Source organism: Micromonospora sp. NPDC050187 (assembly GCF_044459745.1).
Lineage (GTDB): Bacteria > Actinomycetota > Actinomycetes > Mycobacteriales > Micromonosporaceae > Micromonospora.
Genome location: NZ_JBITJH010000015.1, coordinates 103,158 through 126,783, shown reverse-complemented (window position 1 = coordinate 126,783; position 23,626 = coordinate 103,158). Strand labels below are relative to the sequence as shown.

Below are 23,626 nucleotides of genomic sequence, written 5' to 3'. Positions count from 1 at the left end.
ACGGGAGCCGGGCAACGATGCAGAAGTGGGAGTACGCCACCGTTCCGCTGCTGGTCCACGCGACCAAGCAGATCCTCGACAACTGGGGCGAGGACGGTTGGGAACTCGTCTCGGTGGTCCCGGGACCGAACCCGGAGCAGCTCGTCGCCTACCTGAAGCGGCCCAAGGCATGACCGCCACCCCGTACGCCAAGCTCGCCGAGCTGGGGCTGGAGCTGCCCGAGGTCGTCCCCCCGGTGGCCAGTTACGTGCCGGCGGTGCAGTCCGGGCGGACCGTCTACGTCTCCGGGCAGCTGCCGATGGCCGAGGGGAAGCTCCTCGCCACCGGCAAGGTCGGCGCGGGCGTCTCCGCCGAGCAGGCGAAGGACCTCGCCCAGCGTTGCGCGCTGAACGCGCTCGCCGCGATCGACGCGCTGGTCGGTCTGGAGAACGTGGTCAAGGTGGTGAAGCTGACCGGCTTCGTCGCCTCGGCGCCCGGCTTCACCGGTCAGCCCGGCGTGATCAACGGTGCCTCCGACCTGTTCGGCACGGTCTTCGGTGAGGCCGGCCGGCACGCCCGCAGCGCCGTCGGCGTGGCCGAGCTGCCGCTGGACGCCCCGGTCGAGGTCGAGGTGATCGTCGAGGTCGGCTGACCGGTTCCGTTCGCGGCGACCCCACCCGGCCCGGCCGGGTGGGGTCGCCTGTCCCACCGGTTTCCCGGCCGCCGGTGGCCGGTACGGCTATCAAGATCGCGAAGAGTGGCCGGTCGGGTCGTACGATCGCAGCCATGACGGGGCACATGACGACGCCGGCGGCCGCGCTGGCTGATGCGCTGCCGGACTGGGTGACGCTGCTACGCGCGCCGAACCCCGGTCCGATGACCCTCGACGGCACCAACACCTGGCTGCTGCGCGCCCCGGGGCGGGACGAGACGGTCGTGGTCGACCCCGGCCCCGCCGACGAGGAGCACCTGGCCCGGATCGCCGCCCACGCGCCGATCGCGTTCGTGCTGATCACCCATGGGCACCCGGACCACACCGACGGCTCCCGTCGCCTGGCCGAGCTGCTCGGCGGGGTCCCGGTGCTCGCCGTCGACCCGGCGCACACCGTCGACGCCGAGCCCCTCACCGAGCCCTGGGAGCCCTCCGGCGGCTCCGGTTTCCTGATCGACCTGGTGCCCGCCCCCGGGCACACCGCCGACTCGGTCTGCTTCCTCGTCGACCATGAGGGCGAGCGGGTGGTCCTCACCGGCGACACCATCCTCGGCCGGGGCACCACCGTGGTCGCCCACCCCGACGGCAACCTCGGGGACTACCTCGCCAGCCTGGAACGGCTGTCGGCGTACCGGGGGGTCGTCGCCCTGCCGGGGCACGGCCCGGCGCTGGCCGACTGCGGTGCGGCGGCCGACTACTACCTCGCCCACCGGCGGGCCCGGCTCGACCAGGTCCGGGCGGCGGTCGCCGCCGGTGACACCACCGCCGCCGAGGTGGTCGCCCGGGTGTACGCGGACGTGGACCGCTCGCTGTGGTGGGCGGCCGAGTGGTCGGTCCGCGCCCAACTGGAGTACCTGGGGGTGACGCCCCGGGAATCCGGTGGCGCAGAAGCGCGGTTGGACCAACCGTGACCTGCCCGGTGTGTGGAACCGTCGCCGTACCCGGTGCCCGGTTCTGCCACAACTGCGGGGCCGCGCTGCCGGCCGCTGCGACCCTGCCGGCGGCCGAGCGCCGGGTCGTCACCGTGCTCTTCGGTGACCTGTCCGACTTCACCTCCTGGTCGGAGGACCTCGACCCGGAGCGGGTCGGCGCGGTCACCGACCGGGTGCTCGCCGCGCTCGCCGGGGCGGTGAAGACGTTCGGCGGGCACGTCGACAAGCTGACCGGCGACGGCATCATGGCGGTCTTCGGCGCGCCGGTCGCCCACGAGGACGACGCCGAGCGGGCCGTGCGGGCCGCGCTCTCCATGCAACGGGCGGTCCGCCGGGTGCTCGACGACGAACGCGGCGGCGGTGCCCCGCTCGGACTGCGGGTCGGGCTGAACACCGGGGACGTGATCGCCGGCATCCAGGCCGCCATCGAGTACACGGTCATCGGCGACACGGTGAACACCGCCGCCCGGCTGGCCGACGCCGCCGCCGTCGGGGCGGTGTACGCCGGCGCGCGGACCGCCGCCGCCACCCGGCACGTCGCCTCCTGGCGGGCGCTGCGCCCGCTGCGGCTCAAGGGCAAGCGGGAGCCGGTCGAGGCGTACGAACTGCTCGGGCTCCTGGACGCGCCGGGCACCCGGTCCGGCCTCGGCGACGAGGCCCCGTTCGTCGGCCGGGAGGCCGAGGTCGGCCGGGTCGCCGGCCGGCTCGCCGAGGTGATCGACCGCACCGAGCCGAGGGTGCTGCTGATGACCGCCGAGGCGGGGATCGGCAAGTCCCGGTTCGCCGCCGAGGTGGAACGCCTCGCCGCCGGGTACGACGTCGGCGCCGGCCGGTTCGCCGCGCACACCGGGGCGCGGGTGCTCTCGGTGCGCTGCGCGGCCTTCGGTGAGCGTCGCCGGCTCGCCCCCCTGGCCGACCTGGTCCGGGCCGCCGTGGGTCTGCCCGGCGACGCCGCGACCGCGGTCACCCGGGCGGCCGTGGAGGAACGGCTGCGCCGCCTCGAACAGCGGCTCGCCCGGGTGCAGCCGGTGCCGCCGCCACTCGCCACCGACCAGTTGCTGGCCCTGCTCGGCTACGTCGACCTGCCCGGCACGCACGGCGGCCCGGCCGACGACGCCGAGTGGAACGCGAACAGCCCGCCGCCGGACGCCGAGGCGGTGCCGACCGCGGTGGCGGACCTGCTCAGCGGGCTCGCCGCCGAGGCGCCGCTGGTGGTGGTCGTCGACGACCTGCACGACGCGACGCCCGAGACCATCCGGGCGCTCGGGGTGACCCTGTCCCGGCTGGCCGGGCCGGTGCTGGTGCTGCTGTTGGGCCGCCCCGAACTGGTCCGGACCGCCGGCACGCTGACCCGGCTCTCCGAGGCCGAGGTGCACGTGCTGCCGCCGCTGCGCGGCGCGGACGCCTCCCGGCTGCTGACGACGTACCTCAGCGGCGGGAAGCTGCCCCCGGCCGACGCCGACCGGCTGCTCGCCACCGCCCAGGGCAACCCGTTCTACCTGGCCGAACTGGTGACGCTGCTGATGGAGCGGGGTGCGTTGACCGCCGGGGCCGAGCGGGACGGCAGCGGCGCGGCGACCTGGCGGCTGGCCCCGGGCTCCCTCGGCAGCCGGCTGCTCTCCCGTGACCTCGCCGCCGTCCTGGCGGCCCGGATCGACGCGCTCCCGGCCGAGGCCCGTTCGGTGCTCCGGGACGCCGCCGTGGTCGGCGACACCGTGCCCACCGGCACCCTGGAGGCGCTGCGCGAGCGGCGTACCGGACGGGACGGCCGACCGGCGGCCGTGGTGGCGGTGGAGCTGGACCGGGCCGTGGAGGAACTGCTGCAACGCCGGATGCTGCACCGCACCCGGACGGGTTACTCCTTCGCCACCCCGCTGATGCGGGAGGCCGCCTACGCCGGGGTCAGCAAGGCCGACCTGGCCGACCGGCACGCCGCCCTGGCCCGCTGGGCCGCGCCGACCGACTCCGGTGGCGCGCCCGTGCCGGGTGGGTTCACCGACGCCGCCCGGGACGAGTTCGTCGCCGAGCACGCCGAGCGGGCCACCGCGTTGGCCGACGCGGTCGGGCTCCGTCCGGACGCGCCGGCCCGCACGGTCGCCCCGCTGGGCGTGGCCGCACTGGACCGGGCCGCCCGCCGCTCGCTCGCCGCCGGTGAGCCGGCCCTCGCCGTCGAGTACGCCGAACGCGCCGCCGAGCTGGCCCGGGACGGGCTGCCGGTCACGGCCCGGGTGGTGCACGCCCGGGCGTTGCTCCAGGTGGGGCGGGCCGCCGACGCGCTCGCCTTCGCCGAGAAGATCGCGGCCAACGCCGCCGACGACGGCGCGACCCGGGCCAACGCCCTGCTGCTGGCCGGGCAGGCGTACCAGAACCTCGGTGACCTGGGGCGGGCGGTGGCGAGCTGGCAGGAGGCGTTGCAGGTGGCCGCCGCCGCCGAGCTGCCCACGCTGCGTGCCTCGGCGATGCGCCGGCTCGGCATGGCCGACTTCGTCACCGGGCGGCTGGGTCAGGCCAGCAGCCGGTTCGCCGCCGCGTACCAGGTCAGCCTGGCCGCCCAGGATCCGCGTGGGCAGGCGTGGTCGTTGCAGAACCTGGCCTGGGTGACCACCACCCGGGGCGACTTCGCCGGCACCGACGCGGTGCTCGGCCGGGCCGCCCGGCTCTTCGCCGAACTCAAGGACCCGTACGGGCGGGCCTGGCTGCGCGGGACGACCGCGTTCGCCCGGCTGCTCGCCGGCCGGCTGCGCGAGGCGTACCGGCTGGCGCGGATCTTCCTGCCGTTCGGCGAGCGGATCGGCGAGGCGTGGGTGGTCGGCACGCTGCGCGCCGTCGAGGCGTACGCCGCCGCCGAGATGGGCGAGCTGGCCGAGGCGGACCGGTCGGCCCGGCGCGCGTACCGGGACTTCGTCGCCGCCTCGGACGACTGGGGCCGAGGCTTCGCCCTGGTGGTGCGGGGTGCGGTCGCCCGGGGGCTGGGCGAGCCGGAGCATGCGGCGGACCTGCTCTCCGACGCCCTCGACCACGCCGGTCGGACCACCCACCCGCTGCTCACCGGCATGGCCGGCACGCTGCGCGGCTTCGTCGCCCTGGACCTGGGCGACGGGGCGGCGGCCGAGCGGTACGCCCGCGAGGTGCTCGCCGCCGTGGAGCCGCACAACCCGCAGGCCCCGGCCCAGGTGGCTCCCCGGGTGCTGCTGGCGATGGCCCGGCTGGCGGCGGGTGACCCGACCACCGCGGTGGGGCTGCTCGCCCCGGTGGCGACCGCCGGCAAGACCCCGGCGCTGCTCATCTCCCGACGACAGACCCTGGCCCGGTACGCTTCGGCGCTGCTCGCCCTGGGGCAGCACGAGCAGGCGCTGGACTGGGCCCGTCGGGCGGTCGCCGCACCGGCCGAGGACGTCCGCAGCCAGGTAATCGCGGCGACGGTGCTGGCCGAGGCGTCCAGCGCGTGCGGCCGTCCGGTCGAGGCGCTGGCCGCCGCCGAGGAGGCGGTCCGGCTGGCGTACGCGACGGAGCAGCGCAGCGAGCGGGCCGGCGCGGAGGCGTTGAAGGCCCGGCTGCTCGTCCCGGGTACGGCCGGCCTGGTCACCGCCACGCCGGCTACGGCGGACGCGGCGACGGCGACACCGGGCGGGACGGCGACGCCGGGCAGGTCGGGCTCGGTCGGTTCGGCGGGATCTGCCGGTTCCGCTGATGCCGGGACGCGTCGTGGCGATTAGCGTAAGGGGCCACAGCGGTGGTCCACAGTGACGGCCGTACCCACGAAAGGACCGTCATGAGACTGCCGCGCTCCGCCGCCGGCTGGACCGTCGCGGTCTTCGGTGGGATGGCGCTGCTGAGTGGTGTGCTCGGGCTGCTCTGGCCGGGGGCCCTGCTCGGCCTGATGGGTCTCGCCGTGCCGCCGACCCGGGCCTCCGGCGATTACACCGGCACCTTCCTGGTCGCGTCCTCCATGGCGGCGTTCAACATGGGGGTCTACTACCTCCTCGCCGCAGTCAGCGAGTGGCGCCCGTTCTTCCGTTTCACCGTGGTGTTCCGGCTGGTCACCGTCAGTGTGTTCATCCTCGTGGTGGCGGCGGACGTCGCTCCGGCCGGGTTCCTCGGGGTGGCCGCGTGGGAGGGCATGGGAGCGTTGGCGACCGCGCTGGGCCTCCGCGTGGACGCCCGCCGGCATGCGGGCGGCCAGGGCCGTGCCGGACCGTCATCCGCGCTGGTCGCCGGTGCGGGGCTCTGAGTCGCCGGACGAGTTGGGTATTTTCGAGCTGTGACCGCCACCCCGCCCGGCGCCCTGCCGAAGCCCATCGTGCCCGGTCTGACGGATTTGCAGGTATTTGCCCGGGGTGGCTACGCCACCGTCTACCGGGCCGTCCAGATCTCCGTCGGGCGTGAGGTCGCGGTCAAGGTGGAGAACCGCACCCTGGACAGCGAACGGGACCAGGCCCGCTTCCTGCGTGAGGCGCGGGCCGCCGGTCGGATGTCGTCCCACCCGCACGTGGTGGACCTCTTCGACGTCGGCGTCACCATCGACCAGCATCCGTACCTCATCATGGAACTCTGCGACGGGTCGTACGCCGAGCGGATGCGGACCTCCCCACTCGGCCCGGTCGAGGCGCGCGATCTCGGCGTCAAGATCGCGGACGCGCTGGCGCACTCGCACGCGGCCGGGGTGCTGCACCGCGACGTGAAGCCGGCCAACATCCTCCACTCGCACTTCAACTCGGCGGTACTGGCCGACTTCGGGCTGGCGGTGCTGGCCGAGGTGCGGGACCCGACGGTCACCATGGAGGTGCTCACCCCGGCGTACGCGCCGCCGGAGATGTTCAACCACGCCCCGCCCTCGCCGGCCGTCGACGTCTACGCCCTCTGCGCCACGCTGTACGCGGTGATGCACGGTCGGCCCCCGCGCTGGCAGTCGGAGCGCAACCCGAGCCTGGTCACCGTACTGGACATGTTCAACCGTCCGATCCCCTCACTGCCCGGGGTGCCGGACGAACTGGTCGAGGTGCTCCGGCTCGGCATGTCGAACGACCCGGCCGCCCGGCCCTCGGCAGTCGAACTGCGTGGCCTGCTGGCCGGACTGCCGCTCGACCCGACAGACTCCCCGCACCAAGGGGGAACGTCCTTCGTCGGGCCCTGGCGGCCCCCCGGCCCCGCCGAGCGCACCGGCGGCGACCCGGCACGCGGGCACACCGGTCAGCCCGCGCCGCGTGCTCCGGTGGAGCAGGACCACCCGACCGTGCCGGCCCCGGTGCGCCGCCGGCGGCGCTGGTTCCTCGGTGGGGCGGGCGTGCTCGCCCTGGTCGCGTCGGCGAGCGCCGGCGCGTGGGTGGCGGACAGCACCCGGACGCCGGACCCATTGCCGTCCACCACCGCCGTCGCGGGGACGCTGCCGGGCTGCGTGAACGGTGCGACCGAGCTGCCCGCCGGGGTTCGCTGCGCCGACGAGTTGCAGTGCTTCGGACCGGTCCGGGTGCGGGGCACCCGGGCCCAGGCCGTCCGGGTCCGCTGCGACCGGCGGCACACCTGGGAGAGCTACGCCGAGGGCGACCTCCCCGCGGAACTGGTCGGCGCCGACCACGACACGGTGAAGACGGCCCCGTCGATCCGGCAGGTCTGCAACCCCACGACGTTCCGGCTCACCAGCGGCCTGACCCACGAGGACGGGTGGAAGCTGGAGGTGCTGCCGCCGGACGACGCCGACCCCGACCAGACGTACCGCTGTCTGGCCGGCCGTGGGGTCGACGGCCTGGCGACGCCGACCCTCAGCCTGCGCTGACCGGCCGGCCCGCGCCGGTTCCCCGGCCGGGCTCGGCCCGGACGGCCGGGCGGTGCGGTCAGCGGTCGCGGAGCCGGGCGCGCAGCGCCGCCACCATCATCGGATTGTCGAGGGTCTCCAGGGTGGGCGCGTCGATCCCACGTTGGCCACCCGTGGACTGCTGCGGGGGTGTGGCCGCCGGTGCGGCCGGTGGCTGGTGGCGCGCCGCGTCGACGGCGACCCCCGCGGTCATCGCGAGCAGGACGACGAGGATGGCCAGCACCACGCCCAGGAAGTCGTCCCGGCGCAGGACGACCAGGGTGACCAGGAGGGAGACCGCCGCGAGCACGGCGGTCGCCGCCAGGATCCGGGCACGGGATCGGGTTAGACGCGTCACCCGTCCAGCATCACCCGGTTACCCGCGCTGTCAACCGTCGGGCCGTCCTCCGCCGATCCGGACGCCTCCCGGTCCGCGCCGGTCGCCAGACAGCGAATCCGTGTGTCTGATTCATGACGTGGTGTGTGCCGCGCCCGGCCGGGTGAGGCACCGAGTGGGATCGGTCACATACCCTGAGTGGCCCGCTCGATCTCCGGGAGGCCGCTTATGACCATGCCGTCCCGACAGCAGCTCCGGTCGATCGCCACCGCGCTGGCGGTCACCCTGACCCTCTCCCTCGCGGCGGTCGCCGGCTGCGACAGCACCCAGAAGCCCGAGTTCCCCTCCGTGCAGGAGAAACTGCGCGAGACGCAGGTCCACGGCCAGCCGAAGCTGCGGATCGGCGTGGCGATCCTGGACCCGCTGCTGGACGAGGAGAAGAACGCCTTCGTCAACTTCGAGGCCGCGATCGCCCGGTACATCGCCGCATCGCTCGGCTACGGGGACGACCAGCGGATCGACCTGGTGCCGCTGGCCACCGAGGACCGCATCCCCGCCCTCCAGAGCGGCGAGGTCGACCTGGTCGTCAGCAGCTTCTCGATGACCAAGGATCGGGAGAGCCAGGTCCTCTTCGCCGGTCCGTACTTCGTCACCACCCAGGAGGTCCTGATCCCGATCCAGCTCAAGGACCGGGTCCGGACCATCGAGGACCTGCGCGACCCCAAGCTGCGGGTCTGCGCCAGCGGCGGATCGACCAGTGAGGCGGAACTGGAGGAGCACGGCATCCGGCCCCAGGTGGTCAAGAACGTCAGCGACTGCGTCCGGGGCATCCGCGAGGGCCGGTACGACCTGGTCAGCTCCGACGAGGCCATCCTGGCCGGGTTCCGCTCCCAGTTCCCCACCGAGTTCCAGATCGTCGACATGCCCTTCGGCACCAGCGAGCGGATCGGCGTGGGGGTGCCGATCGGTGACCCGGCGCTGCGCGACCTGGTCGCCTACTTCCTGGACAAGAGCTACCAGCAGGGGCGCCGGGACGGCAGCAGCCCCTGGTTGACGGCGTACAACAAGACGCTCGGCCCGTGGCTGAAGGCGGACCTGCCCCAGCCGCAGCCGTTGGACGTGCCGGACCTGGTGGACTTCGACGACAAGGCACCGACGCGATGAGCGCCCCTGTCGACGCCGGCCGGGCCGAGCGGCGGGACCGGGCGAGCCAGTCCTTCTGGACGCTCGTCGTCGGCGTACCGGCGGTCTTCTCGGTGCTCCGCCTCGCGGTGGAGGCCGGGGGCGAACTCCAGACCACGCTGCTGCTGGTGGCGAACGTCGGACCGGTGAACCTGATCGCCGGCTTCCTCACCACCGCGGCCCAACTGGTCTCCACCGTCCTGGTCGCCATCTTCGCCCTCGGCGCGGTCTTCGCCGTCAGCGCCGACGGGCCGGCTGCCGACGCCGACGGCCCCTCGGCCCCGGCCCGTCGGCCGATTCTCGCCCGGTGGGTCGACATCACCCCGGCCTGGCTGGTGCTGGCGAGCTTCCTGTTCGCACTGGTCACCTGGGAGCTGCTCTACCTGCCACTGCTGCTGCCCGCGACGGCCGCCGCGTTCCAGTTCTCCCCGGAACGGCTGCACGAGCGGCTGATGCCCCGTCTGCTGCTCCTGCTCGGCCTCCTGGCGGGGTACGGCTGGCTGGTCCTGCCCACCATGGCCGACGCCTGGGATCAGCGGGACGTGGTGGCGCTGTTGCTGCTCGGCGGGCCGCCGCTGCTCGCCTGCGCCGCCGCCGGGCCCCTGCCCCGGGCGGTGCTCCGCCCGCTCGCCCCGGTCACCCAGACCGCCGTGCTGGTCATCCTGGCCTGGGCCGCGGTGCCGGTGATCACCACTCCGGTGCTGCCGCTGACCGTGGTCACGGTGACCGCGACGAGCGGGGGGAACGAGGACGTGCGGGGGCACGTGGTGGCCGTTGACGACGTGAACATGACGATCCTGGAGGCCCGGGGCGGGGTGCGGTTCGTCCCGGTGGACCGGGTCGAGGCGCAGGTGCTCTGCCCGAACGAGGACGCACTTCCCCGGCACCGACTGCGGATCCACGACTTCCACGTCGAGGACTCGCTGTTGGAGGGACTTGGCCGGCGGGTGCGGCCGGTGCACCGCGTCGACGCCGCCTGCCGTACCCCGGGCTGACCGGGCGCACCGCTCAGTACGACCGGTCCTGGCCGAGCACGTGCTGCGCCACGAAGTTGAGGATCATCTCCCGGCTGACCGGGGCGATCCGGCCGGCGCGGACCGCCCCGAGCAGGGTGGCGACGCCGTACTCGGTGGTCATGCCCGCGCCGCCGTGCACCTGCACGGCGGTGTCCACGGCGAGCGCGGCGGCCTCCCCGGCCGCGTACTTGGCCATGTTGGCGGAGATCCCGGCCTCCAGATCCCGGCCGGCGTCGTACAGGGCGGCGGCCTTGTAGATCATCAGTCGGGCCAGCTCCACCTGGATCGCCGCGTGCGCGAGCGGGTGGGACACCCCCTGGTGCGAGCCGATGCTCCGTCCACCCCAGACCGCACGGGTGGCGGTGTACTCCGAGGCGCGCTCGACCGCGTACCGGGCGGTGCCGGCCCCCATCGCGGCGACGGTGATCCGCTCCGGGTTCAGGCCGGCGAAGAGCGCCGGCAGGCCGGCGTCGAGCGACCCGCCGACCAGCGCGTCGGCGGGCAGCCGCACGTCATCGAGATAGAGCAGGAACTGGTTCTCCGGGGAGACGATCTCCATGTCCAGCTTCGACCAGGTCAGCCCGGCCGCGTCCGTCGGCACGACGAAGAGCGCCGGCTTGAGCTTCCCGGAGGCGGCGTCCTCGGTGCGCGCCACCACCAGCACGTAACCCGCCTCGTCGACCCCCGAGATGTAGCACTTGCGACCGGAGAGCAGCCAGTCGTCGCCGTCGGAGCGGGCCACCGTACCGAGCCGGTGGAAGTTCGACCCGGCCTCCGGCTCGGTGATCGCGAAGACCACCTTCAGGGAACCGTCGGCCAGTCCGGGCAGGAAACGTTCGCGCTGCCCGTCAGTGCCGTGCCGGGCGATCACCGTGGCGGCGATGGCGGGGGAGACCACCAGCAGCAGCAGCGGGCAGCCGGCGGCGGCCAGCTCCTCGCAGACGATCGCCAGCTCGGTGATGCCGCCGCCCCCGCCGCCGTACTCGGTGGGGATGTTGACCCCCAGGTAGCCGAGCCGGCCGGCCTCGTCCCACAGCTCGGTGGTGTGCTCGCCGGCCTTCGCCTTCGTCACGAAGTACCGGTGGCCGTACCGCCGGCCCAGGGCCCGGACGGCGTCGCGGAGCTGCTCCTGCTCGTCGGTCAGGTCGAAGTTCATCAGGCGTCCTCCTGGATCGGGTCGACCACGGCCAGCACGGCGCCCGTCTCGACCTGCCCGCCAGCCGGCACCGGCAGGTCGGTGACGACGCCGTCGACCGGGGCGAGCACGGGATGTTCGAGCTTCATCGCCTCCAGGGTCAGCAGCAGGTCCCCGGCGGTGACCCGTCGACCCACCTCGACGTGCCGCCGGGTGACCGTGCCCGGCAGCGGCGCCAGCAGCGAGCCGGCGGCCACCTCGGCGGCGGGCAGCGGCAGGCGCGGCAGCTCGGTGAGGCTCGTCGCCCCGTCCGGGCCGTCCACGAAGACCTCCGACCCCACCCGGTGTACGCGCCACGTCCGCCGGACCCCGTCGACGTCGAGCACCACCCGCTCGCCGACCGCCTCGACCAGGGTGACGGTCCGCTCGTCGGACGGGTCGGTGGACCACTCGGCGAGCCTCCCGGACCGGTCCAGCCGGTACCGGACCTCGATCTTGCCATCCGGCCCGACGAAGCGGGTGACCTGCGGGAACGCCGGCACGTTCCGCCAGCCCGACGGGAGCGAGCCGAGCACCCGCGCGGACGCCCGCCGCCCGGCGGCCGTGGCGAGCGCGGCGGCCAGGGCGGTCACCGGCACCTCGGCGGCCGGCAGCAGCGGCGCGAACACCTCCGGATGCCGGTCCAGGAAGCCGGTGTCGACCTCGGCGGCCAGGAAGTCCGGGCTGCGCAGCACCCGGACCAGCAGGTCGCGGTTGGTGGTCACCCCGTGCAGTTCGGCCCGGGCCAGCGCGCCGGCCAGCAGCCGGGCCGCCTCGGTCCGGGTCGGCCCCCGGGCGACCAGCTTCGCCAGCATCGAGTCGTAGTGCACACCGACCGTGGAGCCGTCCGTCACGCCGGAGTCCAAGCGCAGACCGGGGCGGGCGAGGCCGCCGAACTCGACGGCCACCCCGGGCACCGCGAACCGGTGCAGGGTGCCGGTCGCCGGACGCCAGCCGTGCGCCGGGTCCTCGGCGCAGAGGCGTACCTCGATCGCGTGGCCGTCGACCGGTGGGGCCTGCGCGAACGGCAGCGGCTCGCCCTCGGCGACGAGCAGTTGCAGCCGGACCAGGTCCAGGCCGGTGGTGAGTTCGGTGACCGGGTGCTCGACCTGGAGCCGGGTGTTCATCTCCAGGAAGAAGAACTCGCCGGTCGGGGCGAGCAGGAACTCCACCGTGCCCGCGCCGACGTAACCGACCGCCCGGCCGGCTGCCACCGCCGCCGCGTGCAGCCGCTCCCGCAGCTCGGGCGGGACGACCGCCGGGGCCTCCTCGACGAGCTTCTGGTGCCGGCGCTGGATCGAGCACTCCCGCTCGCCGAGCGCGACCACCGTTCCGTGCGTGTCGCCGACGATCTGCACCTCGACGTGCCGGCCGCGCTCGACGTACCGCTCGACGAAGACCGTGCCGTCGCCGAACGCCGCCGCCGACTCGCGGCGCGCGGAGGCGAGTGCCCCGGCCAGGTCGGCGGCGTCCCGGACGACGCGCATGCCCCGCCCACCGCCGCCGGCGGACGCCTTGACCAGCACCGGGAAGTCGGTGATCCGGTCGGGGTCGGTCCAGGTCGGCAGCATCGGCACGCCCGCCCCGGCGAGCAGCGTCTTGGCCGCCATCTTGTCGCCCATCGCGGCGATCGCCGTGGCCGGTGGCCCGACCCAGATCAGCCCGGCGTCGGCCATCGCCGCCGCGAACCCGGCGTTCTCGGCGAGGAAGCCGTAGCCCGGGTGGACGGCGTCCGCGCCGGTGCGCCGGGCCGCGTCGAGGATCAGGTCGGTCCGCAGGTACGTCTCGGCCGGGGTGTCCCCCGGCAGGCGTACCGCCCGGTCGGCCTCGGCGACGAAGGGCGCGTCGGCGTCCGCGTCGGAGTGCACGGCGACGGTCTCCACGCCGAGCGTCCGGCAGGTGGCGAAGACCCGGCGGGCGATCTCCCCCCGGTTGGCGACCAGCAGTCTGGTGATCATTGTGCTCACATCCGGAAGACGCCGAAGCCGGCCGCCCCGGCGACCGGACCACTGTGGACGGCCGATAGGCAGAGACCGAGGACGGTACGGGTGTCCCGGGGGTCGATCACCCCGTCGTCGTAGAGCCGCCCGGAGAGGAAGAGCGCCCCGGACTCCGACTCGATCTGCTGCTCGACCATGGCCCGCATCGCCACGTCGGAGTCCTCGTCGTACTCCCGACCCCGGGCGGCGGCGGCCTGCCGGGCCACGATAGACAGCACCCCGGCCAACTGCGCCGGCCCCATCACCGCCGACCTGGCGTTCGGCCAGGTGAACAGGAACCTCGGCTCGTACGCCCGCCCGCACATGCCGTAGTTCCCCGCCCCGTACGACGCGCCGAGGTTGACCGTCAGGTGCGGCACGGACGAGTTCGACACCGCGTTGATCATCAACGCGCCGTGCTTGATGATGCCGCGCTGCTCGTACTCGGTGCCGACCATGTAGCCGGTGGTGTTCTGGAGGAAGACCAACGGGGTGTCGGTGGCGTTGGCGAGCTGGATGAACTGGGCCGCCTTCTGCGCCTCCTCGCTGAACAACACCCCCCGGGCGTTGGCGAGGACGCCGACCGGGTACCCGTGCAGTTCGCCCCAGCCGGTGACCAGCGCGGTGCCGTACGCCGGCTTGAACTCGTCGAACTCGCTGTCGTCCAGGACCCGGGCGAGCACGTCACGCGGGTCGAACGGCACCTTCAGGTCGGCACTGACGATGCCGAGCAGCTCCTCCGGGTCGTACCGGGGCGGGGCCGGGTCCGGGGTGCGGGGCGGCGGGCCCTGCTTGCGCCAGTTGAGCCGGCGTACGCACCGCCGGGCCAGCCGGATGCCGTCGTGTTCGTCCTCGGCGAGGAAGTCGGCCAGCCCGGAGCGGGTGGCGTGCATCGCCGCCCCGCCCAGGGACTCGTCGTCGGCGTCCTCACCGGTCGCCATCCGCACCAGCGGCGGTCCGGCCAGGTAGACCTGCGACCGGTCCCGAATCATGATCGTCTGGTCGGACATGCCCGGGATGTAGGCGCCACCGGCGGTGGCGTTGCCGAAGACCACGCTGACCGTGGGGATCCGCGCGGCGGAGAGCCGGGTCAGGTCCCGGAACACCCGACCGCCCGGGATGAAGATCTCCGCCTGGGTGGGCAGGTCCGCACCGGCCGACTCGACCAGGTTCACCATCGGCAGCCGGTTGGCGAGCGCGATCTCCCCGGCCCGCCGGGTCTTGGCGAGCGCCCACGGGTTGACCGCGCCGCCGCGTACCGTCGGGTCGTTGGCGAGGACCAGGCACTCCACCCCCTCGACCACCCCGATCCCGGTGACCACGCTCGCCCCGACCGGGAAGTCCGTGCCGTACGCGGCCACCGGCGACAGCTCCAGGAACGGACTGTCCGGGTCGAGCAGCAGCTCGATCCGCTCCCGGGGCAGAAGCCGGCCGCGCCGGTGGTGCCGGGCGACGTACTTCTCGCCGCCGCCGGCCCGGGCGGCGTCCAGCGCCTCGTCCAACTCGGCCAGCCGGGCGAGCAGTGCCTCCCGGTTGGCCCGGTGGACCTCCGAGGTGGGATCGACGGTGCTGCGCAGGACGGTCACGACGGCACCCCCGCCCCGCCGGGGACGCCCGGCGTCGCCGACCCCGTCGTCCGGCCGGTCGGGAGCAGCTCCGCCGGCAGGTCCACGATCCGGGCCCGGAGCAGCTCCCCGAGCGCCTTGGCCTGCGGGTCGAACCGGGTGGAGGCGGCCACCCCCTGGCCGAGCAGGCCCCGGATCACGAAGTTCACCGCACGCAGGTTCGGCAGCTCGTACCGCTCGACGGTCAGCCCGACGGTCTCCGGCAGCAGCTCGCCGAGGCGCTCGACGGTCAGCCAGCCGCGCAGCCAGACATACGCCGCTTCGGTGCGCGCCCAGATCCCGAGGTTCGCGTCGCCGCCCTTGTCGCCCGAGCGTGCCCCCACCAGCTCCCCGAGCGCACCCCGCCTCGTCGGGTGGTAGGAGGGGCCCCCTACAGGTGATTTCTGCTCTGCAGGGGACCCCTGCTCGCACGTCAGCGGTGGGGGTGGGATCGGCACGCGTTCGCCGGAGGGGAGCACGGCGACGTGCGTGACCGCGTCCTGCGGCACCGTGTCGGAGGTGAAGACCCCGTACGGCGTCGCGTCGCCGGGCAGGGTGGTCAGCGTGCAGCCCGGATAGGAGGCCAGCGCCAGCTCCACTGCGGCGCCCGAGAAGGCCCGTCCGGCCCGCGCCTTGTCACCGTCCTTCAGGTGTACGTGCAGCAGCGCGCTCGCCGTCTCGGTGTCGCCCGCGTCGACCTGGTCGGTACGGGCGAGGCGGAACTCCAGCCCCTCCGGGCCGATCGCGGCCTCGATCTGGTCGCGGACCAGCGCCGCCTTGGCCGGGACGTCCAGTCCGCAGAGGACGAAGGTCATCGAGTTGCGGAACCCGCCGAGGTTGTTGACGCCGACCTTCAGGGTGTCCGGCGGCGGGGCGCCCCGGGTGCCGCTGACACGTACCCGGTCGGGACCGTCCTGGCGCAGGGCCACCGTGTCGAGCCGGGTCACCACGTCCGGGCCGAGGTAGTCCGGCCCGCCGATCTCGTAGAGGAGCTGCGCGGTGACCGTCTCCACGGTGACCGCCCCGCCGGTGCCCGGGTGCTTGGTTATCACCGACGAGCCGTCCGGATGCAGCTCGGCGACGGGGAAGCCGGGACGCCGTCCGCCGTCGGGCAGCTCGGTGAAGAAGCTGAAGTTTCCGCCGGTCACCTGCGCCCCGCACTCGATCAGGTGCCCGGCGACGGTGGCCCCGGCCAGCGCGTCGAGGTCGTCGTGCCGCCAGCCGAACCGGGCGATCCCCGGACCGACCACCAGGGAGGCGTCGGTGACCCGACCGGTCACCACCACGTCCGCGCCCGCCTCCAGGCAGGCCGCGATACCGAACGCCCCCAGGTACGCGTTCGCGGTGAGCGCGTCCGGCCGGGGCACGGCGTCGCCCTCGACGTACCCGATCCGGACGGTGAGGCCGAGCCGGTCGGCGAGCGACCCGATCGCGGCGGCCAGCCCGGCGGGGTTGACGCCCCCGGCATTGGTGACGATCTGTACGCCCCGCTCCAGCGCGGTGCCGAGGGTGCCCTCCAGTTGCCGGAGGAACGTCTTCGCGTAGCCGAGGGAAGGGTCGCGGAGCCGGTCCCGGCCGAGGATCAGCATGGTCAGCTCGGCGAGGTAGTCGCCGGTGAGGACGTCCAGCTCACCGCCGTCGAGCATTTCCCGCCAGGCGGTGGACCGGTCGCCGTAGAAGCCGGAGGCGTTGCCGATCCGGATCACGCGGTCACCGTCGCGGGACGAACGGGCAGGTCCGACAGGACGACCATGGGTGCCTCCGGTCACGGGGTGAGCAGGGTGGCGAGCTGGCGCTTCCAGGTGTTCAGCAGGGCGGTGCGACGGGTCGAGTCGTCGGTGAGCAGGTTGGCCACCCCGAGCCCACGGAGCAGGTCGAGGGTGGCCTGCACCGCCTCGCGAACCCCGGGACGCCGTTCGTCGGCGTCGAGCAGCGTGACGGTGAGCCGGTGCATCTCCCGGCCGACCCGGGCCTCCAGGGGCACCAGGGCCGCGCGTAGTTCCGGGTCGGTGCGGGCGGCCACCCAGAGTTCGAGGGCGGCGACGAAGAGCGGCCCGGTGAAGGCGGCGGCGAGCATGTCGATCACCCGGTCGAACCGCTGGGGACCGGCCGGCAGCGCCTCGGCCTCGGCACGCAGCTCCGCCGCGCGACGCTCGGCCAGGTGGACCACGGCTGCGGTGACCAGGGCCGCCCTGGTGGGGTAGTGGTGCAGTTGCGCGCCCCGGGAGACCCCGGCCCGGGTGGCGACGACCGTGGTGGTGGTGCTGGACCAGCCATGTTCGACCAGGCAGTCGACGGTCGCCTCCAGCAGCCGGGTGCGGGTGGCGCGGCTGCGCTCCTGCTGCGGCACGCGGCTCGGTTGTGCAGGCACCCCGCCAGCGTGCCGTCGGAGAAACAAACAGTCAAGACTGACTTTTTCCAGGTTGGTCGTTTCCCGGTCGCAGACATCGCCCACGAGGGCCGGAAGGAAAGGTGATGCTGGCCGTAGCTTTGGAGCTGCCCGCACGAACGGGGCAGCTCCAAAGGTGCGACGGACTATGGTCCGACCACGACGGCCCGCCCTCCTGGGGTTGCTCTCCGGGCTATCCGCTCCCCGGCCCGCGCCGTAGCGGCACACGGCCTCTGCTACGTGGGCGTGAGCTGGCCCGCCGCCATCCTCCCGGACGGCAGGGCGACCGCCACCTGGTCGCTCGACTGCCGCAGTCTCGCCAACCCGAGCCGGCCCGCACCGGACATCGGCGGCGCGACCCTGGAGGTACGTATCTACCAGGGCGAGTACACGTGGGACTCCGGCACGATGATCAAGGGGCAGGCGTGCCTGTCCGTCGGCAACCCCCGTCCGTCGTGCTCGGTCACCACCGACACCCCCTGCAGTTCGGCGTGCCGTACTACACCCGGCTCGACGTGAAGGTGGTCCTCGCCGGGGGCCTGGAGCCGGTCGGTGTCTTCGTGACGGACCCCATCCGACGTAGCTGACCCGCCCTCGTGCCTCGGCCGGTCGGACGTGACCCGTGGCGCGGCGGTGCGAACCTGCCGCGCCCGGCTGGTGTGCCGAGGCAGCCGAACGGCGGTGTGGATCAGCGGCCGTCGCGTGGGCCGAAGACGGTCAGCGCCTCGGCGTCGTCGTGCCGGGAGTGCACGTACTCGTCGGCCCAGGCGGCTGCCTCCGGATACGCCGACTCGGCGGCCACGCGGGCGCAGGCGGCGTCCAGGTCGAACCCGCTGCGGCGCAGCTGCACACCGGGGCCGAGCAGCGCCCAGTGCGCTCCCGCCCCGCCGTACGGCATGCCGACGCTGCCGGGATTGACCACCAGGCGGCGGTGGGCGAGCCGGACGAACGGCATGTGGGTGTGGCCGCAGACCACCGTGCCCACCTCCGCCGGCAGCGTGGCGAAGACCTCGGCCCACCGGTCGAGCCGGGAGTCGACCAGCACGACCTCCTCGTCGTCGCGCGGGGTGGCGTGGCAGAACAGCACCTCACCCAGCCCGGCGACCGGCAGCGTGACGCTGAGCGGCAGCGCGGCCAGCCGGGTTACCTGGTCGTCGCGGAGCTGGCTGGCGGCCCACGGCGTCACCTCGTCCGGGACCGGGAACTGGTGACCGCCACGCAGCCGGACCAGCTCGCGGTCCGCGTTTCCGCCCACCCAGACGGCCCGGTCGCCGAGGGTGACCAGCAGGTCCAGCACCTCGACCGGCTGGGGCCCGGCGGCGATGTCCCCGGTGAGCACCACCAGGTCGGCCGCGACGACGTCCGGTTCGGCCAGTACGGCCTCCAGCGCGGGCAGGACACCGTGGATGTCGGAGAGGACGGCGACGCGTTCCAGCATCAGGTCAGGGTGTCAGCCGACCAGCGGTCCGGTCGATGGATTCTGCGTCGGGCAGAACACGGGAGGGCACACCCGAGGGTGGCCCTCCCGTGAAAGAGCGGGGTCAGACCCGCGCGCGGCGGGCGAGCCGCTCCGGGTCGAGGATGATGATGCTCTTGCCGTCCAGGCGCAGCCAGCCCCGGGACGCGAAGTCGGCCAGCGCCTTGTTGACGGTCTCCCGGGACGCGCCGACGAGCTGCGCGATCTCCTCCTGGGTCAGGTCGTGCGTCACCCGCAGGACCCCGCCGTCGCGGGTGCCGAACCGGCCGGCCATCTGGAGCAGGTTCTTGGCGACCCGGCCAGGCACGTCCGTGAAGATCAGGTCGGCCAGCGAGTCGTTCGTCCGCCGGAGCCGGCGGGCCAGCACCCGAAGGAGCTGCTCGGCGATCTCGGGCCGGTTGTTCAGCCACGGCCGCAGCGCCTGCTTGCGCAGACGGACCAGCCGGGTGTCGGTGACCGCGGTGGCCGTCGCCGTGCGCGGGCCCGGGTCGAAGAGCGACAACTCGCCGACCATGTCCGACGGGCCCATCACCGCGATGAGGTTCTGCCGGCCGTCGGCGGCCCGTCGCCCCACCTTGATCTTGCCGGAAAGCAGGATGTAAAGGCTGTCGCCGGGCTCGCCCTCGTTGAAGACCACCTCGCCCTTGCGGACCTCGAGCGTCTCCATCTCCTTGGCGAGCGCCTCGGCCGCCTCCGGGTCGACGCCCTGGAAGATCCCACTACGGGCCAGTACCTCGTCCATCGCGCACCTCCGCCTGCGCGTGCCGTCCGTCGGCTGGGTCCGCCGTCCGCTGATCCCTCGCGCGAGGCCAGTCTAGGCGCACGTGAGCGGTAATCAGAGGTGCACCCCTGGAACGTGATCGTTGGACGTAACGAAACGGACCTGATCAACGGCTATGATCCGCCGCCGCGGCCGGCCGGGGAGCGCGCCGCCGGGCGTCGGTCGTAGGGTCACCGGCGTGTTGAGCGAGCCCTTCCTGACCACCCGGCCCGAGGACGGCCGGGAGGTCCCACTGCTGTACTGGCATGCCGACCGGCCGCTGTACGGGATCAGTTCCGCCCCGCTCGGCGGCGGCATCGGGGTCCGGCACTGGGTGGTCAACGCGACCGTGCCGATGTCGTACCACCGGGACGACCCGGCGGACCACCTCGCCGGCCTGGCCGACCAGCTCGGCCTCGACGGGCCTGGGGTCGGCCTGCTGACCGGCGTGGACGTGACCGAGGTGGTGGCCCGCGCCGACGACGGGGTGCGGGTCTGGGCGACGGTCGGGCTGGGCACCCCGGTCCAGGCCGCCGCCCCGGCGGCCCCGGCCGTCGTGGAACCGGTCGGCACGGTCAACATCGTGGTCCTGGTGCCCGTCCGGCTCGGCGACGCCGCGCTGGTCAACGCCGTGGCGACCGCGACCGAGGCGAAGACCCAGGCCATCGTCGAACTGGGGTTGCCGGCCACCGGCACCCCGACCGACGCGGTGACCGTGCTTTGCCCGACGGACGGTCCGGTCGATCCGTACGGTGGGCCACGCTCGCGTTGGGGTGCCCCGCTCGCCCGCGCAGTGCATGCGGCCGTCCTGGCCGGCGGTGCCCAGGAGGTGGTGCCGTGGTCGGATCGGCTGCGGCTGAAGGAGGCTCACGGATCGGTGTCTTTCATCCGATCGGCCGTCCCCGGGGGGTCTGCCGACCGGTAGGGTCGCGGACGATGTACGCCGCCTCCCGAGACGCCCGCCACCCCCGCCTCCGCCGCCGCTCGGCAGCCGCGCTGGGCGTGGTCCTCGCCCTGCTGGTCGCCACCGGATGTGGTCCGGCCACGGAGAGCCCCGCATGGCAGCCTGCGGACGAGCCGACCGCCGCGCCCACCTCGGCGAGCCCGAGCGCGCCCCCGGCGGGGGAGGAGAAGGTCATCTCGCTCTCCGCCACCGGCGACATCATCATCGGCAACGCGCCGAACCGGCTGCCCCCCAACGGCGGCAAGGGCTTCTTCGACGGGGTCAAGACCGCGCTCGAGGCCGACCTGGTGATGGGCAACCTGGAGGAGCCGCTCACGGTCGACACCGGTACCGGCAAGTGCGGGCCGAACTCCACCCGCTGCTTCCAGTTCCGGGCCCCGCCGGAGTACGCCGCCCACCTCAAAGACGCCGGGTTCCACCTGCTCAACCAGGCGAACAACCACGGGTACGACTTCGGTCCGGCCGGCTACAAGAACACCCAGAAGGCGCTGGAGAAGTACGGCCTGGAGCACACCGGCGCACCCGACCAGATCACCGTGGTCGACGTCAAGGGCGTCAAGGTCGCCGTCGCCGGCTTCTCGTCGTACGTCTGGTCCAACAGCCTGGTCGACATCGACGCCGCAGAGAAGGTGGTCGAGAAGGCGGCGACCATGGCCGACCTGGTCGTCGTGCAGGTGCACATGGGGGCCGAGGGCTCGGACAAGACCCGGGTCCGGCCGGGGACGGAGATGTTCCTCGGCGAGAACCGGGGCGACCCGGTCAAGTTCTCCCGAGCGATGATCGACGCCGGGGCGGACCTGATCGTCGGACACGGCCCGCACGTACTCCGGGCCATGGAGTTCTACCAGGGCCGGCTGATCGCCTACAGCCTCGGCAACTTCGCCGGGGGCGGCAACTCGCTGAGCAACAACGGCCGGCTGGGCTGGGGTGGCGTGCTCAAGGTGTCGCTGAAGGCGGACGGCACCTATGTCGAGGGATCGTTCGCCTCGACGTACATGAACGGCGTCGGCAAGCCGGTCGCGGACCCGGACGACCGGGGCCTCGGCCTGGTCAAGACGCTCACCCGCCAGGACTTCCCGAAGACCGGGGCCGGGTTCGCCGCCGACGGGACGATCTCCGCCCCGGACGCCGGGTAGGCAGGACCGGGCTGTCCGCCCGGCGACGTAGGCTGGCCGGCGTGACCACCAGCTCTCCCAGCGTGGCGGAGACCGACCTGGGCCGTAAGCGGCGGGCCCGGCGGATCGGCCGCGCACTCACCGACGCCCACCCCGATGCGCACTGCGAACTCGACCATTCCAACGCGCTCGAACTCGCCGTGGCGACGATCCTCTCCGCGCAGTGCACGGACAAGCGGGTCAACGAGGTCACCCCGAGGCTCTTCGCCCGGTATCCGGGCGCGGCGGACTACGCCGGCGCCGACCGGACCGAGCTGGAGGAGCTGATCCGACCGACCGGCTTCTTCCGGAACAAGACCGACTCGCTGATCAGGCTGGGCCAGGCTCTCGTCGAGCGGTACGACGGGCAGGTCCCCGACAGACTGGCCGACCTGGTGACCCTGCCCGGGATCGGCCGCAAGACCGCCAACGTCATCCTCGGCAACGCCTTCGGCGTTCCCGGGATCACCGTCGACACGCACTTCCAGCGGCTGGTGCACCGCTGGGGGCTGACCACCGAGACCGACCCGGTGAAGATCGAGCACGCGGTCGGGGCGCTCTTCGAGAAGCGCGACTGGACCATGCTGTCGCACCGGGTGATCTTCCACGGGCGGCGGGTCTGTCACGCCCGCAAGCCCGCCTGCGGTGCCTGCACGCTGACGAAGCTCTGCCCGTCGTACGGGGCCGGGCCGACCGAGCCGGCCGCGGCCGCGAAGCTGCTCAAGGGTCCCCGGGCCCGGGAGCTGGCGGTCGCCGCCGGGCTCGACCCCGAGTTGGTCCCCGCCCAGGCCGTCGCCGTGGAGGTGCCGTGAACCGACGGATGGCCGCCGCTCTCCTCGCCCCGCTGCTGGCGGTCACCGGCTGTACCGCCGAGGAGCCCGACCGGAGCGCCGCGCCGTCGGCCGCGACCGAGAACTCACCCTTCGCCGACTGCGCCGCGCTGACCGCACCCCCCGCGACTCCGCCCGCCGCGTCACCCGGACCGTCGGTCCGGCCGTCCGATCCGGACACCGCACCCGTGGGCTCGCCGGCCCCGACCGCCGGCACGCCGGGGGTGGGCCGGGACCTGCCCGACCTGAGCTTCGCGTGCTTCACCGGAGGGACCGAGGTCTCCCTGCGGGCGGTACGCGGACCAGCGGTGATCAACCTGTGGGCCTCCTGGTGCCCGCCCTGCCGGAAGGAACTCCCCTCGTTCCAGCGCCTGCACGAGCGGATGGCCGGGCAGGTGCACGTGATCGGGGTGAACACCCGCGACGACCGGCCCCGGGCGGTCTCCGTCGGTGAGGACTTCGGCGTGACCTTCCCGACCCTGGTCGACACCGACCAGCGGTTGCAGCGCGCACTGGCGCCGAACGTCCTGCCGATCACGCTCTTGGTGGACGCGCAGGGCCGGGTCCGGCACCAGGACGTCTCCGGCGCGATCGACGACGCCCGCCTCGCCGATCTGGTCCGCCGTCACCTCGGCCTGGACGTACCCGCATGACCCGCCCCCTGCCCGCGTGGATGGACCCGCTGCTCGCCCGGCTCGGCACCGCCCGGGTCGAGGACTTCACCACCCTGTCCACGCCGACCAGCGGCGGCCGGGAGAGCGCGGTGCTGGTGCTGCTCGGCGAGGAACCGGACGCCGGGCCGGACGTCCTCGTCCTGCAACGGGCCGCCACCCTGCGCAACCACGCCGGTCAGCCGGCGTTCCCCGGTGGGGCCGCCGACCCGGACGACGCCGACCTCGCCGCGACCGCGCTGCGCGAGGCGAACGAGGAGGTCGGCCTCGACCCGGCCACCGTCACCGTCCTGGCCGAGCTGCCGAAACTCTGGATCCCGGTCAGCGACTTCGTGGTCACTCCGGTCCTCGGCTGGTGGCATCGCCCGCACCCGGTGCACCCCCGGGAACCGGCCGAGGTCGCGCACGTCGCCCGGCTCCCGGTCGCCGAGCTGGTCGACCCGGAGAACCGGATGCGGGTACGCCATCCGAGCGGCTGGATCGGACCAGCCTTCTCCGCGCGCGGCATGCTGATCTGGGGGTTCACCGCAGGCGTGCTCGCCGCCCTGCTGGAGATGGGCGGCTGGGCCCGCCCCTGGCCCCGGGAGCGGGTGCTCGACCTGCCACCGACGGACGCCACCCCGGCCCCCTCCGCCGGCACCGACTCCGCAGACGAGATGGCCGACCGCTGACGGC

21 protein-coding genes and 1 pseudogene are annotated in these 23,626 nt (G+C 73.9%); 14 read left to right on the top strand and 8 right to left on the bottom strand.

Features of this window, described 5'->3' with window-relative positions; all coding sequences use genetic code 11:
* The first annotated feature begins 17 nt into the window (after positions 1-17).
* The 6 genes and pseudogenes from ACIBJE_RS22310 (at position 18) to ACIBJE_RS22285 (ending at position 7,396) form a co-directional block, all read left to right on the top strand.
* Positions 18-173 carry a DUF4177 domain-containing protein gene (locus ACIBJE_RS22310; RefSeq protein ID WP_013736319.1) on the top strand — a complete coding sequence of 52 codons (156 nt, stop codon included), beginning with the start codon at positions 18-20 and terminating at the stop codon, positions 171-173.
* The gene (locus ACIBJE_RS22305; RefSeq protein WP_396751202.1) at positions 170-631 is read left to right on the top strand and encodes a RidA family protein; all 462 of its coding nucleotides are present in this window, start codon (positions 170-172) and stop codon (positions 629-631) included. The genes ACIBJE_RS22310 and ACIBJE_RS22305 overlap by 4 nt, the downstream gene beginning before the upstream one ends.
* Before the next feature lie 134 nt (positions 632-765).
* Positions 766-1,602 (top strand): MBL fold metallo-hydrolase, encoded by an 837-nt coding sequence (locus ACIBJE_RS22300; protein ID WP_396751200.1) that lies wholly within the window; start codon positions 766-768, stop codon positions 1,600-1,602.
* Positions 1,599-5,180 (top strand): annotated as a pseudogene (locus ACIBJE_RS22295) (adenylate/guanylate cyclase domain-containing protein); the annotation flags it as partial. The gene ACIBJE_RS22300 and the pseudogene ACIBJE_RS22295, both read left to right, overlap by 4 nt.
* Positions 5,181-5,395: 215 nt before the next feature.
* Positions 5,396-5,854 carry a hypothetical protein gene (locus ACIBJE_RS22290; RefSeq protein WP_396751198.1) on the top strand — a complete coding sequence of 153 codons (459 nt, stop codon included), beginning with the start codon at positions 5,396-5,398 and terminating at the stop codon, positions 5,852-5,854.
* A 30-nt stretch (positions 5,855-5,884) separates the two neighbouring features.
* A complete protein-coding gene (locus tag ACIBJE_RS22285; protein WP_396751196.1) occupies positions 5,885-7,396 on the top strand; it encodes a protein kinase in 1,512 nt (503 codons plus the stop codon).
* A 58-nt stretch (positions 7,397-7,454) separates the two neighbouring features.
* Here ACIBJE_RS22285 and ACIBJE_RS22280 read toward each other — a convergent pair whose 3' ends face one another.
* Positions 7,455-7,772 (bottom strand): hypothetical protein, encoded by a 318-nt coding sequence (locus ACIBJE_RS22280; RefSeq protein ID WP_396751194.1) that lies wholly within the window; start codon positions 7,770-7,772, stop codon positions 7,455-7,457.
* Between the two features lie 207 nt (positions 7,773-7,979).
* On the opposite strand from ACIBJE_RS22280, the gene ACIBJE_RS22275 reads away from it, so the two are divergent.
* Both ACIBJE_RS22275 and ACIBJE_RS22270 read left to right on the top strand, forming a co-directional pair.
* On the top strand, positions 7,980-8,915 hold the full coding sequence (locus tag ACIBJE_RS22275; RefSeq protein WP_396751192.1) for a transporter substrate-binding domain-containing protein: 936 nt from the start codon (positions 7,980-7,982) through the stop codon (positions 8,913-8,915).
* Positions 8,912-9,928, top strand: coding sequence for a hypothetical protein (locus ACIBJE_RS22270; protein ID WP_396751190.1), 1,017 nt, complete (start codon positions 8,912-8,914; stop codon positions 9,926-9,928). Before ACIBJE_RS22275 ends, ACIBJE_RS22270 begins: the two co-directional genes overlap by 4 nt.
* A 13-nt stretch (positions 9,929-9,941) precedes the next feature.
* Here ACIBJE_RS22270 and ACIBJE_RS22265 read toward each other — a convergent pair whose 3' ends face one another.
* Genes ACIBJE_RS22265 through ACIBJE_RS22245 form a run of 5 tightly spaced genes read right to left on the bottom strand, consistent with a single transcriptional unit; the run spans position 9,942 to position 17,077 of the window.
* A complete protein-coding gene (locus tag ACIBJE_RS22265) occupies positions 9,942-11,105 on the bottom strand; it encodes an acyl-CoA dehydrogenase family protein (RefSeq protein WP_396751188.1) in 1,164 nt (387 codons plus the stop codon).
* The gene (locus tag ACIBJE_RS22260; protein WP_396751186.1) at positions 11,105-13,081 is read right to left on the bottom strand and encodes an acetyl/propionyl/methylcrotonyl-CoA carboxylase subunit alpha; all 1,977 of its coding nucleotides are present in this window, start codon (positions 13,079-13,081) and stop codon (positions 11,105-11,107) included. The genes ACIBJE_RS22265 and ACIBJE_RS22260 overlap by 1 nt, the downstream gene beginning before the upstream one ends.
* Positions 13,082-13,086: 5 nt before the next feature.
* Positions 13,087-14,688 carry an acyl-CoA carboxylase subunit beta gene (locus tag ACIBJE_RS22255; RefSeq protein WP_396751184.1) on the bottom strand — a complete coding sequence of 534 codons (1,602 nt, stop codon included), beginning with the start codon at positions 14,686-14,688 and terminating at the stop codon, positions 13,087-13,089.
* Complete coding sequence (locus ACIBJE_RS22250) at positions 14,685-16,412, bottom strand: acyclic terpene utilization AtuA family protein (protein ID WP_396751182.1); 1,728 nt, start codon at positions 16,410-16,412, stop codon at positions 14,685-14,687. Before ACIBJE_RS22250 ends, ACIBJE_RS22255 begins: the two co-directional genes overlap by 4 nt.
* A 59-nt stretch (positions 16,413-16,471) precedes the next feature.
* Positions 16,472-17,077, bottom strand: coding sequence for a TetR/AcrR family transcriptional regulator (locus tag ACIBJE_RS22245; RefSeq protein WP_396751180.1), 606 nt, complete (start codon positions 17,075-17,077; stop codon positions 16,472-16,474).
* A gap of 264 nt (positions 17,078-17,341) precedes the next feature.
* On the opposite strand from ACIBJE_RS22245, the gene ACIBJE_RS22240 reads away from it, so the two are divergent.
* Positions 17,342-17,614, top strand: coding sequence for a hypothetical protein (locus ACIBJE_RS22240; RefSeq protein ID WP_396751178.1), 273 nt, complete (start codon positions 17,342-17,344; stop codon positions 17,612-17,614).
* Between the two features lie 169 nt (positions 17,615-17,783).
* Here the strand turns inward: ACIBJE_RS22240 and ACIBJE_RS22235 are convergent, their stop codons facing one another.
* Together ACIBJE_RS22235 and ACIBJE_RS22230 are read right to left on the bottom strand one after the other, a co-directional pair.
* On the bottom strand, positions 17,784-18,533 hold the full coding sequence (locus ACIBJE_RS22235; RefSeq protein WP_396751176.1) for a metallophosphoesterase family protein: 750 nt from the start codon (positions 18,531-18,533) through the stop codon (positions 17,784-17,786).
* Positions 18,534-18,636: 103 nt separating this feature from the next.
* Positions 18,637-19,314 (bottom strand): Crp/Fnr family transcriptional regulator, encoded by a 678-nt coding sequence (locus ACIBJE_RS22230; RefSeq protein ID WP_088981720.1) that lies wholly within the window; start codon positions 19,312-19,314, stop codon positions 18,637-18,639.
* 217 nt (positions 19,315-19,531) lie between these two features.
* Here ACIBJE_RS22230 and ACIBJE_RS22225 point away from each other — a divergent pair, with 217 nt between their 5' ends.
* From ACIBJE_RS22225 to ACIBJE_RS22205, 5 genes are read left to right on the top strand one after another with little or no spacing between them, the layout of a single operon-like run.
* Entirely contained in the window at positions 19,532-20,257 is a 726-nt protein-coding gene (locus tag ACIBJE_RS22225; protein WP_396751173.1) for an adenosylcobinamide amidohydrolase, read from the top strand.
* Positions 20,258-20,268: 11 nt separating this feature from the next.
* Positions 20,269-21,432 carry a CapA family protein gene (locus ACIBJE_RS22220; RefSeq protein ID WP_396751171.1) on the top strand — a complete coding sequence of 388 codons (1,164 nt, stop codon included), beginning with the start codon at positions 20,269-20,271 and terminating at the stop codon, positions 21,430-21,432.
* 41 nt (positions 21,433-21,473) lie between these two features.
* Entirely contained in the window at positions 21,474-22,262 is a 789-nt protein-coding gene (gene nth / locus ACIBJE_RS22215; RefSeq protein ID WP_396751169.1) for an endonuclease III, read from the top strand.
* Entirely contained in the window at positions 22,259-22,933 is a 675-nt protein-coding gene (locus ACIBJE_RS22210; RefSeq protein WP_396751167.1) for a TlpA family protein disulfide reductase, read from the top strand. Before nth ends, ACIBJE_RS22210 begins: the two co-directional genes overlap by 4 nt.
* On the top strand, positions 22,930-23,622 hold the full coding sequence (locus ACIBJE_RS22205) for an NUDIX hydrolase (RefSeq protein WP_396751165.1): 693 nt from the start codon (positions 22,930-22,932) through the stop codon (positions 23,620-23,622). The genes ACIBJE_RS22210 and ACIBJE_RS22205 overlap by 4 nt, the downstream gene beginning before the upstream one ends.
* The last annotated feature ends 4 nt before the right edge of the window (positions 23,623-23,626 follow it).